Raw genomic sequence first — 12,174 nt, 5'->3', positions numbered from 1 at the left:
TCGCCCTGAAAGCCCGCATACGCAGTCTTGCCTCCGGCGGGGCGCTGAAGGCGCCCCACTCTTCTTGGGCCGCTCAGCCGTCCTTGCGGATGGTTTCGTTCTTCGGATCATAAGGACTGTCGCAGGTTACAATCGCATCCCACAGCTTGTCCTGCATTTTGACCTGCAGCTTGGTACCTTCAACCGCCAGCTCGGGCTTCACATAACCCATACCGATGGATTTCTCGAACGCTACCGAATACCCGCCCGAAGTCAGACGCCCCACACGCTCACCTTCCGGGGTGTACAGCGCCTCGCGGCCCCACGGATCGGCATCGTCCGGTCCGTCGATCAGCAGGGTGCAGCATTTCACGCGTACGCCGGTCTCTTCCAGCTTGGCTTTGCCGTGGAACTCCTTGGACAGGTCGACAAAGCGCGGCAGGTCGGCTTCCAGCGGGGTCGCGTCGCGGCCCAGTTCGGTGCCGAAAGCGCGATAGGATTTCTCCTGCCGCAACCAGTTCTGGGCGCGCGCGCCGACCAGCTTCATACCGTGCTTCTCACCCGCCTTTTCCAGCAGATCGAACAGGTAGTTCTGCATTTCGATCGGGTGGTGCAGTTCCCAACCCAGCTCACCGGTATAAGCCACGCGGATCGCGTTGACCGGGCACATGCCCAGTTCGATCTGACGGGCCGACAGCCACGGGAAGCGTTTGTTGGACAGCGCGGTTTCCGGATCGGCGTCTTTGATGACTTCTTTCAGAACATCACGCGACTTGGGTCCGGCGATGGCGAAGACGCCCCACTGGGTGGTCACGTCCTGGATTTCGATGTAGCCAAACTCCTCCATCTTGTCCTCGGCCGCCTTGCGCAGGTAGTCGGCGTCATATTCAGTCCATGCACCGGCGGAGACGATGTAGTAATTGTTCTCGCCATTGCGGACGATGGTGTATTCGGTACGTGTGGTGCCGTGCGACGTCAGCGCGTAGGTCAGGTTGATCCGACCGACCTTGGGCAGCTTGTTGCAGGTGAACCAATCCAGGAACTGGGTCGCTCCGGGGCCTTTGACGACGTGCTTGGTGAAGGCCGAAGCGTCGATCAGGCCAACGCCTTCACGGATCGCCTTGGCTTCTTCGACGGCATACTGCCACCAGCCACCACGGCGGAACGAACGGCTTTCTTTGTCGAAGTTGTCCGACGCATCCAACGGGCCGAAATAGTTAGGACGTTCCCAGCCGTTGACCCAACCGAACTGCGCACCGCGGGCTTTCTGGCGGTCATAGGCCGGAACAGTCCGCAGCGGACGGCAGGCTTCACGCTCTTCATCCGGGTGGTGCAGGATGTAGACGTGCTCATAGCACTCTTCGTTCTTGCGCGCCGCAAATTCGGTGGTCATCCAGTTGGACGAGTAACGCTTGGGGTCCAGCGAGGCCATGTCGATCTCGGCTTCGCCATCGACCATCATCTGCGCCAGATAGTAACCGGTGCCGCCAGCGGCAGTGATCCCGAACGAGAAGCCCTCAGCAAGCCACATGTTGCGCAGGCCCGGAGCCGGACCAACCAGCGGGTTGCCGTCCGGAGTATAGCAGATCGGGCCGTTGAAATCGTCTTTCAGGCCGGATTCAGCGCAGGAAGGCACGCGTTCGGCCATCGCCATGTACTGATCGGCAATCCGGTCCAGATCCAGCGGGAACAGGTCCGCGCGGAAGCTGTCCGGCACGCCGTGTTCGAACTGCGCAGGAGCGCCATGTTCGTAGATACCCAGAATCCATCCGCCGCGTTCTTCGCGCGCATACGACTCGTTATCAGCATCACGCACAACCGGGTGCTCGGGGTTGCCCGCTTCGCGCCATTTGACCAATTCAGGGTCTTTGTCCATGACGATGAAGGTATGCTCGACCGGGATCGCGGGCATCTTGATGCCCAGCATCTTGGCGGTGCGTTGCGCGTGGTTGCCCGATGCGGTCACCACGTGCTCGGCGGTGATCACCACCTGCTCATCGGACGGGATGAGGTTACCACCCTTCTCCACCATTTTGGTGCAGGTGACTTCCCAATGGGTGCCATTCCAGTGAAAGGCGTCGGCCTGCATCTTACGAACGATATCAACGCCGCGCTGACGGGCCCCTTTGGCCATGGCCTGAGTCACATCGGCGGGGTTAATGTAACCGTCCTCGGTGTGATAGATCGCACCTTTCAGGTCCGAAGTTTCGATAAGCGGCCAGCGTTCCTTAATCTGGTCCGGGGTCAGCCACTCGTAAGCAACATCACAGGTCTCGGCGGTGGACGCATAGAGCATGTATTCATCCATCCGCTCCTGCGTCTGCGCCATGCGGAGGTTGCCAACCACGGCGAAGCCAGCGTTCAGGCCGGTCTCTTCCTCAAGCGTCTTGTAGAAATCGACCGAGTATTTGTGGATGTGGGTCGTCGCATAGGACATGTTGAACAACGGCAGTAGGCCAGCCGCGTGCCAGGTGGATCCGGACGTCAGCTCATCCCGTTCGATCAACATCACATCGTCCCAGCCCGCCTTGGCCAGATGGTAGGCAATCGAGGTCCCAACGGCGCCGCCGCCAACAACCAGTGCTTTGACTTGGGTTTTCATAACCGGGCGTCTCCCCTTGAATTCAGTTGACACCATATGGCGCAGTTCAGAGGGGCAGCGCGACATTCATCCGACCGGTGATAAGGAAAAAACGACCCGCAGATCAGTTCGAGGTCGAAAAACGGCGATCCGTCCCTAGGGCTGGGCCACCAACCAGGCGTCAATCCACTTACTGGCCCGGAACAATCTTTCCGGGGTTCATGATGTCGTCTGGGTCCAGCGCAGCCTTGATCGCCGACATGTACTGCGTTGCCGCCCCAAGCTCCTTGACCAGATAGGGGCGTTTGCCCTGCCCGATCCCGTGTTCGCCGGTGCAGGTGCCGTCCATCGAAATCGCCAGATCGTTCAGCCAACTGACAAATTGATCAGCATTGGCAACTTCGGCCTGATTGTCCATGTCGATCAAAGGAAGGGTGTGGAAGTTCCCATCACCAACATGACCAACAATCGGGGCGATCAGACCAAGTTCTGCCGCCTTGTCCTGTGCTGCGCCAACCGCCTCGGCCAGCCGAGAGATCGGAACGCAAACATCCGTTGATATGCCTTGTGCGCCAGGGCGCAACTGCAAGCAGGCCCAGTACATATCATGTCGCGCTTGCCATAGCTTGTTGCGTTCTTCGGTGGTGGACGTTGCCGCAAAGTCCACGCCACCAAATTCGCCTGCGATGTCACCGAAGGTCGCCGCCTGTTCGGCAGCCCCGTTTTCTGAGCCATGGAATTCGAGCAACAACAGGGGTGTTTCAGGCAGGGTCAGGCCGGAATAGGCGTTGGCTGCGCGCACGGACATCTCGTCCAGCAATTCAATACGCGCAACCGGGATGCCGTACTGGATGGTCATCATCACGGCCTGACACGCGGCATCAACGCTTGGGAAGGAACACCGGGCCGAGCTGATCGCCTCGGGGATGCCGTGCAGGCGCAGGGTGAGTTCGGTGATAACGCCCAACGTCCCTTCCGCCCCGATCAGCAATCGGGCCAGATCATAGCCTGCGGATGATTTTTTGGCGCGATTGCCGGTTCGGATCACCTGCCCGTCAGGCATAACCGCCTCAAGGCTCAGCACATTATCCCGCATCGTGCCATAGCGCACCGCATTTGTGCCCGAAGCGCGCGTTGCGGCCATACCTCCGAGCGAGGCATTGGCCCCCGGATCTATCGGGAAAAACAAGCCCTGATCACGCAGATGGGTATTCAGGTCCTCACGGGTTACGCCCGGCTGAACAACGCAATCCAGATCACCGGCATTGACGGCGATCACCTTGTTCATCTGCATTAGGTCCACGCAAACTCCACCCGCAGGCGCATTCACATGACCTTCCAGCGAGGTGCCGGTGCCGAAGGGGATCACGGGCACTTTATGCGTCGCGCAAATTGTGACGATTTCGGATACTTCAGCCGTTGAGGTGGGAAAGACCACCGCATCTGGGCTCTGATTGAGGATCCAGGTCGTGGTGTGACCATGCTGCTTACGGATCGCGGCCCCGGTTTGCAGCCGGTCGCCAAATCGTTGTTTCAGAATTCCAACTGCGGTTTCAATACCAGCTTCGTTGCGCGGCAAAGCTGTCGCCTGCACCATATCTAACCCCTTCTCATGAAAAGGCATCAGGCCTTTTAGCCATGACTAAAAGGCCTGAACGATCCGTACAAGCCCCGAGCTTATTCGCCCAGCGCAATCCCTTCGCGCCGTGGATCCGCACCACCGCTCAGCTGCTCGCCGATCTCGATGGCATGCAGGCCCGAGGTCAGGTCACGCGGGTTCACCTCAAACCCCAATGTAGTCAATGCGTCCACATATCCCTCGGCTACAGTGCCCAATTCCACATCATAAGTGCCGAACCGGTTGACCAGATGCGGCAGGGACACCGCCTGTTGTACGTCCATTCCCCAATCAGCCCAGGCAATGATCGATTTGGCCACATAGCCGATAATCCGGCTGCCTCCGGGTGATCCGATGGCCAGAACCGGTGCACCGTCCTGCATCACGATAGTAGGGCTCATGGACGAGCGCGGACGCTTGCCAGGCTCCAACCGGTTAGCGATGGGTACACCGTTGGTGTGAGTTCTGAACGAGAAATCCGTCAGTTCGTTATTGAGCAGGAAACCGTTGGTCATCAAGCGCGAACCAAAGCCGTTTTCGATGGTCGTGGTCATCGACAAAACATTGCCATAGCTGTCCACAATCGAGATATGCGAGGTCGAGGGCAGTTCCAGCGAAACATCGTCCGCCCAGTTTGCCGCGTGATCGAAGGCGGGATTGCCGGGTGCAACATCGATCAACGCGCTTTCGGCGTTCAGCAGATCGGCACGTTCTGCCAGATAGGCTGGATCAACCAGACCTTCGGTTGGCATCGGGACAAAATCGCTGTCGGCCATGTAACGCCCCCGGTCTGCAAAGGCGAGGCGTGAGGCTTCACCGATCAGCCGCCAGGCTTCGACACTTTCTGGCCCCATCGCCGCCAGATCATAACTGTCCAGCATGCCCAGGATTTGCCCAACGGTCAGTGCTCCGGATGACGGCGGCCCCATGCCGCACACCTCGTAAGAGCGATATGTGGCGCAGACTGGTTCACGCTCGATCACTTGATAGAGCGCCAGATCCGTGCCTGACAGAACACCCGGATTCCCCGGGGCAGTCCGAACGGTGTTTACAATTCCTGCCGCAATATCACCACCATAGAACCCTGCTGCCCCATCTGCGGCCAGCACCCGCAGCGTTTCAGCATAGTCGGGGTTCATCAGCCGATGGCCTTGCTGCAACGGTTCACCACCCGGCAAGAAGTACTCTGTCGTAGAAGGGAAACGTGACAATCGTTCAGCGTCATTGGCAGCCAACGCGGCAAGGCGCGGCGAGACCAGAAACCCTTCATCCGCCAATCGGATGCCATCGGTAAACAGCCCGGGCCAGGGTGACCGCCCCCAGCGGCGATGCGCTTCTTCCAGCAACGCGGGCGTTCCGGGTGTGCCAACAGACAGCCCGCCGACAACCGCATCAAAGAATTTGAGGGGCTCACCGTTTTCGTCCTGAAACAGTGTTGGCGTAGCCGCCAGCGGCGCCGTTTCGCGCCCGTCCAAAGTGGTCATCTGACCCGAGGCTGCATCGTACCAAACCAAGAAGGCCCCGCCGCCCAGACCGGATGACTGAGGCTCGACCAGTCCCAGCACAACTTGCACTGCAACCATGGCATCGGCTGCTGATCCTCCGGCGCGCAAGATCTTGGCCCCGGCCTCGACCGCCAGCGGATTGGCAGCAGCAACCATCCAGTTTTCCGATTGTACCGGAACACCTGCCAGTTTCGCCTCGAGGGCAGCGATGACCTCCTCGGTCAAGGCCTGAACCTGCCCTTCGGACGCCCCTTCTGGTGCGACTGCATCTGCCGTTTCCTGCGCGAATGCGGGCGCGGTTAACGCAACCGTTGAAACGATCAAACCTGAAATTCGACTGAAACGCATCTAATCCTCCAATTCTACTATTGCTTTCAACACTGTACAGACGACCGGAAAGCCGCAACCAAAGGTTGAGATTACGCAAGCCAATGGCAGAGTCCCGCCGTATCAGGTCTTGTCAATCCGAACCAACATCCACGCGATCCGTGTCGTATCGCTGCAAGCCCTCAAATTCTGGCAACCAGCTTTCACGCCGGATCGCCCAGCATTCATAGCTTGGTTTGAACTGATTGACCTCATCAAAGCTGCCCAGGTGCACCTCTACCTCGTCATCTGTTCTGGCAAACACCGGCGACCCACAGACCGGGCAAAAAAAGCGCCCTTCGTAGCTACGAGTTTCTCCACTGATCTGCACACAATCATGGTGAAAAATGGCAGCGGCGTAGAACAAGGCACCATGATGCTTTCGGCAATCAAGGCAGTGACATAAGCCAACCCGGAGCGGAGGGCCCTTGGCAGTGACCCGCACCGCGCCACAGCGGCAACCGGCTTTATGGATCTCGGTCACTGGCCAACCTCCAAAACCTCATAGCATCGCGGGCACAACCTGATCCGGTGGGCGGTGCCCATCTTCGAACGTCTTGATGTTGATGATCACCTTCTCGCCCATCTCGATCCGCCCTTCCAGCGTGGCCGAGCCCATGTGCGGCAGCAGGACAACATTCGGCAATTGCCGCAGACGCGGATTCACATCCGTGCCATGTTCATAGACATCCAGCCCAGCCCCGGCGATATCTCCAGAACGGATCATACGGGTCAAGGCATTTTCATCCACCACCTCACCCCGAGAGGTATTCACGATCACGGCAGAAGGTTTCATCAGCTTCAAACGCCGCGCATTCATCAGATGAAAAGTAGATGGGGTCGACGGACAATTGACCGAGATCACATCCATCCGTGCCACCATCTGGTCCAGGCTTTCCCAATAGGTCGCCTCCAGCGCCTGTTCGGTCTCGGGCCGTAGGCGGCGGCGATTGTGATAATGCACCTGCATCCCAAAGGCACCGGCGCGGCGTGCAACCGCCTGCCCGATCCGGCCCATGCCCAGGATACCCAGACGCCGACCACCGATCCGACCGCCCAGAAGGGCCGTTGGCGCCCAGCCGGTCCAATCCCCTTGCTGCATCACACCCAAACCTTCGGGAATGCGCCGTGTGACCGCCAGAATAAGGGCCATCGTCATGTCTGCCGTGTCATCGGTCAGAACACCTGGCGTGTTCGACACCAGGATGCCGCGCTGACGCGCAGTCGCCACATCAATATTGTCGACACCCGCGCCATAATTCGCAATCAGGCGCAGCTGATCCCCCGCCTGCCCCAACACGCCGCCATCGATCGTGTCGGTTACGGTCGGCACTAACACATCCGCTTCTTTCACGGCTGCCACAAGATCATCCCGGGTCATGGGCGTATCATCATCGCGCAAGCGGACATCGAACAACTCACTCAGCCGGGTCTCGACCGCCTCAGGCAACCGTCGCGTTACAACAACACTCAGACGTTCTCTTGACACTTCGGCCCTCCCACTGCTTTGCATTCGCGCGTGCTCCGTGGCATCGTGGCTCAGGATAAGGCGGGGCACAAGAACCCCTAATGCATTGAGTCGACCTTTTTTCGAAAGCAGATCAACAGGCACAAGAGCAGGCAGTCAGTGAGTGGTCCTCTACCGGTGAAACGCCGTTATTTGGCGATCCTAGCCGCGTTCCTCGTAGCGCTCGGCCCGATTGTGGCCGCAGCAGAGGACAATCGCGGCAGGGTGACGAACCTGCCCCTGCCGCGCTATGTCTCGATGAAAGCAGCCGAAGGCAATGTACGCCGGGGGCCGTCGCTGACCCACCGCATTGACTGGGTCTTCAAACGACGCGGGATGCCCCTGCAAATCACCGCAGAATATGGCAACTGGCGCAAGGTTCAGGACCGCGATGGTGCAGGTGGCTGGGTTCACTATGCGCTGCTGTCTGGGGTACGCACGGTGCTGATCGAATCCGAAATGTTGCCCATATATGCCCGGCCCGACCCCAGCGCCCCGATCAACGCCCATTTCGAAACCGGGGTGGTCGCGCGCCTTGGCAGCTGTTCGCTGGACTGGTGCCGAATCTCGGCAGGCGGCTATCGCGGCTGGACGCTGAAATCGAACCTGTGGGGCGTTGATCCGGCAGAGATCCGGGAATAGCCGGGCTGTTTCCAACTGGTTTAGGCAGGCACTCATCTGGGGAAATCCTCTGGAACTCTGATCCGGTGCGGCTAAGCTGCCCCCAAAGTCAGAGGAATCACCGTGAAAGCCATTACCTACTCCGCCTTCGGACCAGCCGCAGACGTGCTTATGCTTGAAGACCTGCCGTCCGAGGTACCGCGGCCCGGAGACGTCACAGTCGATCTGGCTTATTCCGGGGTGAACCCGTCCGACATCAAGGCCCGCGCCGGGACCAGGCCAGGCGTAACCAAACCGCCCTTTCCTAAGATCGTGCCCCATAGCGACGGGGCTGGTGTCATTTCCGCGATCGGGGACGGCGTGCCCACCACGCGTATCGGGCAGCGGGTCTGGGTCTGGAACGGCCAGTGGCAGCGCCCTTATGGGACTGCGGCTACGCAGATTACCCTACCCGCAGACCAGGCGGTGCCACTGCCCGATTCTGTCTCGTTTCAAACCGGCGCTGTGTTGGGTATACCCGGGCTGACCGCCAGTCATGCCGTGTTCTCGGGCGGAGAAATCTCAGACAAAACGGTGCTGATACACGGTGGTGCAGGAACTGTGGGTTACCTGGCCGTTCAACTGGCAAAATGGGGCGGTGCCAAGGTCATCAGCACAGCAAGCCCCCGCGATTTTGACAGGGTACAATCAGCAGGCGCCGACACCGTGATCGACTATGCCAACGCCGATCTGGCTGAACACATCCTTGATGCAAATAACGGCCAGCAGATAGATCGCATTGTCGATGTCGAGTTCGGCCAGAACGTTGAAACCAACATCGCCGTTATTTCTGAAAACGGTCGCATCAATGCCTTCGGCTCTGCCAAAGATATGACCCCGACACTGCCATTCTACCCATTGATGTTCAAAGCGGTCACGCTGGAGGTCGTTTTGATCTACTTGCTGCTCCCAAAACTCCGCAACGCAGCGATCAAACGGTTGCACACAGCACTCACGGATGATGCTTTAAAATGCCCTATTCAGGATGTGCTGCCTCTAAGCGACTGTGCACAGGCCCATGACCTTGTCCAAACCGGCCACCGCACAGGGGCCGTTTTGCTGGAAACGCGATGATACATACCACGGTTACATTTTTTCACAGAGCCGGTTTTTTTGCCCAAAAACCTCTTGAACCCCGCCAGCAACAATCGTAGACAGCCGCTCACCGTTGGGGTGTAGCCAAGTGGTAAGGCAGCGGTTTTTGGTACCGTGTATCGTAGGTTCGAATCCTACCACCCCAGCCACACACTTCCCTGTTTTCAGACGCTGTAAGTTTCCCGCGCAATTGTCGCGTGTTTTCGGGCGCTTGGCAGACAGGGTTTTCAACAGAGACGCGGATAAGAGCACGAACCGGGCGGATTTGAGCCCGTAGTCTCTGTTTGCGATTCCGGCGGTACGAGTTTGGGATGTGAAGCTTCAGAGAGTGGCGAACTGCTCGCGTTGTTCGGACCAGACAGCAGGGAAGCGGGTCTTGATCAGGTAGTCGGTGGTGAGACCATCGGACTGTTCACCCGTAGCGATGCTGTCAAGAACGTCAGGCGAGAGCAACGCCAGGTTGACCACGTCCTGTACACGGCGTTTCGAGACACCTTCGACATCGGCTATCTCGGAGAAGGTTTTGCCCGCGATGACCATTGCCAACCAGTTGCGTCCCTTCATGATGTTCTGCACCAGCGTTCTGTCGATCTCTGTTGGTGGATCCCCAAGATGCAGTTTCAATTCCACGCCACGCCGACGCATCTGGAATGGAGATTCGATTGTCAATTCAACCAGATTGATCTGCTCCGGTTTGCTGCCAAGACGTTCAGCAAGCATTGACTTGTCCAGACGTACCGTAAGGCAACCCTGTTGCAGATCGGCTCGTTCGATCAAAGCCAGTCGTTCCGTTGCATCGCACTGATCCTGAAGCTTTTTCGATACGTCTGTCAGTTCGGCTGCCGTCAAACCTTCGGTCATCACTGCCGCGGCACCGGGTCTGGTCAGATGTTGCCCTACCAGTTCAGCCAGCAAGCCCTCCACCTGCTCTGCAGGCAACCGCCAGGCATCCGGATGTTTCCGGCTGCGATCTTTGACCAGTCTGCGGGAAATATAGTAGCGAAGTCGTTTGCCGTTCTTGCGGCTGTGGCTGGGCGTCAGGCGATCGCCGGTTTCATCAAAGAGCTTGCCCGCCAGAGGTGATCTTGTCGCCTTTTGTCTGGAACCGCGAGCAACCGCTGCCCCAGTCTGCAGCAGCCCCTGAACCTTGTCCCAAACCGCCGGATCAATGATGGCTGGATGCTGTCCATCATAGGTCTGCTTTTTGTGCCGGATCCTCCCTGCATAGATAGGGTTGCTCAGGATATGCTGGATGTGGCCGCGGTCGAAGTGTTTTCCACCGGATAGCCGACCACCCACCCGTTCACGGCGCCGGGACTTAAGGTCGAGGTTCTCCGCTCGTTCCTTCACATCCCGCAGGGTGCCAAGTTTCAGATATAGATCATAAAGCGTCCGGATTGTTTCGGCTTCAGTCTCGTCGATCTTCAGCGTCCGTCCATGCGGCTGATAGCCCATTGGAACACTGCCACCCATCCACATGCCCTTGCGTTTGGACGCAGCGATCTTGTCTCTGATACGCTCCGCTGTGACCTCACGCTCAAACTGAGCAAACGAAAGCAGCATGTTAAGCGTCAGGCGTCCCATGCTGGTGGCCGTATTGAAGGACTGGGTAACCGATACGAAGGAAGTTTCCGCCGCGTCCAGACGGTCGACCAGTTTGGCAAAGTCAGCCAGAGAACGCGTCAATCTATCGATTTTATAGACCACAATCTGATCAACGCGTTTTTCGTCCACCACCTGCATCAGGCGCTGAAGCGCCGGGCGATCCAGATGACCACCCGATATGCCGCCATCGTCATAGTGATCGGGCAGCAGTTCCCAGCCCTCGTGTCTCTGGCTGGCAATGTAGGCCTCACACGCTTCCCGCTGGGCATCCAGCGAGTTGAAATCCTGCTCCAGCCCCTCTTCCGAGCTCTTGCGGGTATAGATTGCACAACGGATCCGGCGCATCACTGAACCCCAAAGAAGCGCGGTCCGGACCACCGGGCGCCGGTGATGTGCCGGGCAATGGCTGACAAAGACCGCCACGTCTTTCCATCCATGACATAGCCGCCGTCGACCACCTCAACCTGATAGGTGCGCCCGCTCCATTCCCGGACGAGGTGAGAACCGGGCTTCGCCATAGCAGTTGGGGTTCTTCCCGCCGCGATCTGTTTCAGACGTCTATCGGTCTTGGCAGACAAGCCGCCCAGTTCCTTGTTTTGCAGCTCCCAGATCAGGACCCGTCTCATGAACTGAGGCGACAGATATTTGGGAGGGGGTCGGCCAAAGACCTGCCGCCAGCGCTCAAGGCAGCCCGCCCGGCCCAGCTGCTCAAGTTCTGCCACAGCATGGTCGAGCTTGGAAGCGCTTGCATTCGCCATGGCCTCAACCCTTATCGGCGATGCGATACACCACACCTTTGTCCGTATCGGAGCGCTCGACCCCAGTCCCGGCTTTGCGAAGCATCGATATCGCGGCCCGCGCCGTATGTGGTTGCCAACCAAACGCTTTCTGGATCTGTGCGATCGAAGCGCCGGATTTGCGGTTCAGCAGCCTGGCCAGTTGTTCCTGCCGGGTGGGCTTTGCATTACCAGCTTTGGTCCCTGCGACTTTGAGCACTTTCCTCGTTGCGGTCGTCATCATTCTCTCCACTCTTCTGACGAAGGCCAATCCCTCGCCTTGTACTGAGTGGAGCCCGGCGAGCCCGGGCGACCTGGACGGTACAAACACTACCGCTCCAAGTTACGCGGAAGTCCAGTTGTTTCTGGGAGAAAGGGCGGAAACCAGTCATTCTCTGCAACCGCGAGTTGGTCAGGGGAGTTCAGTGGAAGCCGACATTCGATTTGAGCTGAAACAGGGAAATTCTCTGCAACGCCGCATG

10 protein-coding genes and 1 tRNA gene are annotated in these 12,174 nt (G+C 58.6%); 3 read left to right on the top strand and 8 right to left on the bottom strand.

The window, feature by feature from the left end:
* Positions 1-73: 73 nt before the first annotated feature.
* The 5 genes from ACR0DH_RS14055 to ACR0DH_RS14035 form a co-directional block, all read right to left on the bottom strand.
* On the bottom strand, positions 74-2,581 hold the full coding sequence (locus tag ACR0DH_RS14055) for a GcvT family protein (protein ID WP_480550144.1): 2,508 nt from the start codon (positions 2,579-2,581) through the stop codon (positions 74-76).
* A 169-nt stretch (positions 2,582-2,750) separates the two neighbouring features.
* Positions 2,751-4,157: an FAD-binding oxidoreductase gene (locus tag ACR0DH_RS14050; RefSeq protein ID WP_480550259.1), complete on the bottom strand. Its 1,407-nt coding sequence runs from the start codon at positions 4,155-4,157 to the stop codon at positions 2,751-2,753.
* Positions 4,158-4,237: 80 nt separating this feature from the next.
* Entirely contained in the window at positions 4,238-6,031 is a 1,794-nt protein-coding gene (ggt, locus tag ACR0DH_RS14045) for a gamma-glutamyltransferase (protein WP_480550146.1), read from the bottom strand.
* Between the two features lie 112 nt (positions 6,032-6,143).
* A complete protein-coding gene (locus tag ACR0DH_RS14040) occupies positions 6,144-6,533 on the bottom strand; it encodes a GFA family protein (protein ID WP_480550148.1) in 390 nt (129 codons plus the stop codon).
* 18 nt (positions 6,534-6,551) lie between these two features.
* Positions 6,552-7,538 (bottom strand): 2-hydroxyacid dehydrogenase, encoded by a 987-nt coding sequence (locus tag ACR0DH_RS14035; RefSeq protein ID WP_480550150.1) that lies wholly within the window; start codon positions 7,536-7,538, stop codon positions 6,552-6,554.
* A 156-nt stretch (positions 7,539-7,694) separates the two neighbouring features.
* Here ACR0DH_RS14035 and ACR0DH_RS14030 point away from each other — a divergent pair, with 156 nt between their 5' ends.
* From ACR0DH_RS14030 to ACR0DH_RS14020, 3 genes are all read left to right on the top strand, one after another.
* Positions 7,695-8,198: an SH3 domain-containing protein gene (locus ACR0DH_RS14030; RefSeq protein ID WP_480550261.1), complete on the top strand. Its 504-nt coding sequence runs from the start codon at positions 7,695-7,697 to the stop codon at positions 8,196-8,198.
* A gap of 102 nt (positions 8,199-8,300) precedes the next feature.
* Positions 8,301-9,290 carry an NADPH:quinone reductase gene (locus tag ACR0DH_RS14025; RefSeq protein ID WP_480550152.1) on the top strand — a complete coding sequence of 330 codons (990 nt, stop codon included), beginning with the start codon at positions 8,301-8,303 and terminating at the stop codon, positions 9,288-9,290.
* A 95-nt stretch (positions 9,291-9,385) separates the two neighbouring features.
* Positions 9,386-9,460 (top strand) — tRNA-Gln (locus ACR0DH_RS14020).
* Between the two features lie 172 nt (positions 9,461-9,632).
* Here ACR0DH_RS14020 and ACR0DH_RS14015 read toward each other — a convergent pair.
* The 3 genes from ACR0DH_RS14015 to ACR0DH_RS14005 are packed head-to-tail and all read right to left on the bottom strand — an operon-like array spanning position 9,633 to position 11,936.
* Complete coding sequence (locus tag ACR0DH_RS14015) at positions 9,633-11,261, bottom strand: recombinase family protein (RefSeq protein WP_480550154.1); 1,629 nt, start codon at positions 11,259-11,261, stop codon at positions 9,633-9,635.
* Positions 11,261-11,674: a DUF2924 domain-containing protein gene (locus ACR0DH_RS14010; protein ID WP_480550156.1), complete on the bottom strand. Its 414-nt coding sequence runs from the start codon at positions 11,672-11,674 to the stop codon at positions 11,261-11,263. Before ACR0DH_RS14010 ends, ACR0DH_RS14015 begins: the two co-directional genes overlap by 1 nt.
* Positions 11,675-11,678: 4 nt before the next feature.
* On the bottom strand, positions 11,679-11,936 hold the full coding sequence (locus tag ACR0DH_RS14005; protein ID WP_480884731.1) for a DUF3489 domain-containing protein: 258 nt from the start codon (positions 11,934-11,936) through the stop codon (positions 11,679-11,681).
* Positions 11,937-12,174 lie beyond the last annotated feature (238 nt).

Source organism: Ruegeria sp. I1 (assembly GCF_056532675.1).
This window is presented reverse-complemented; position numbering and strand designations above follow the sequence as displayed.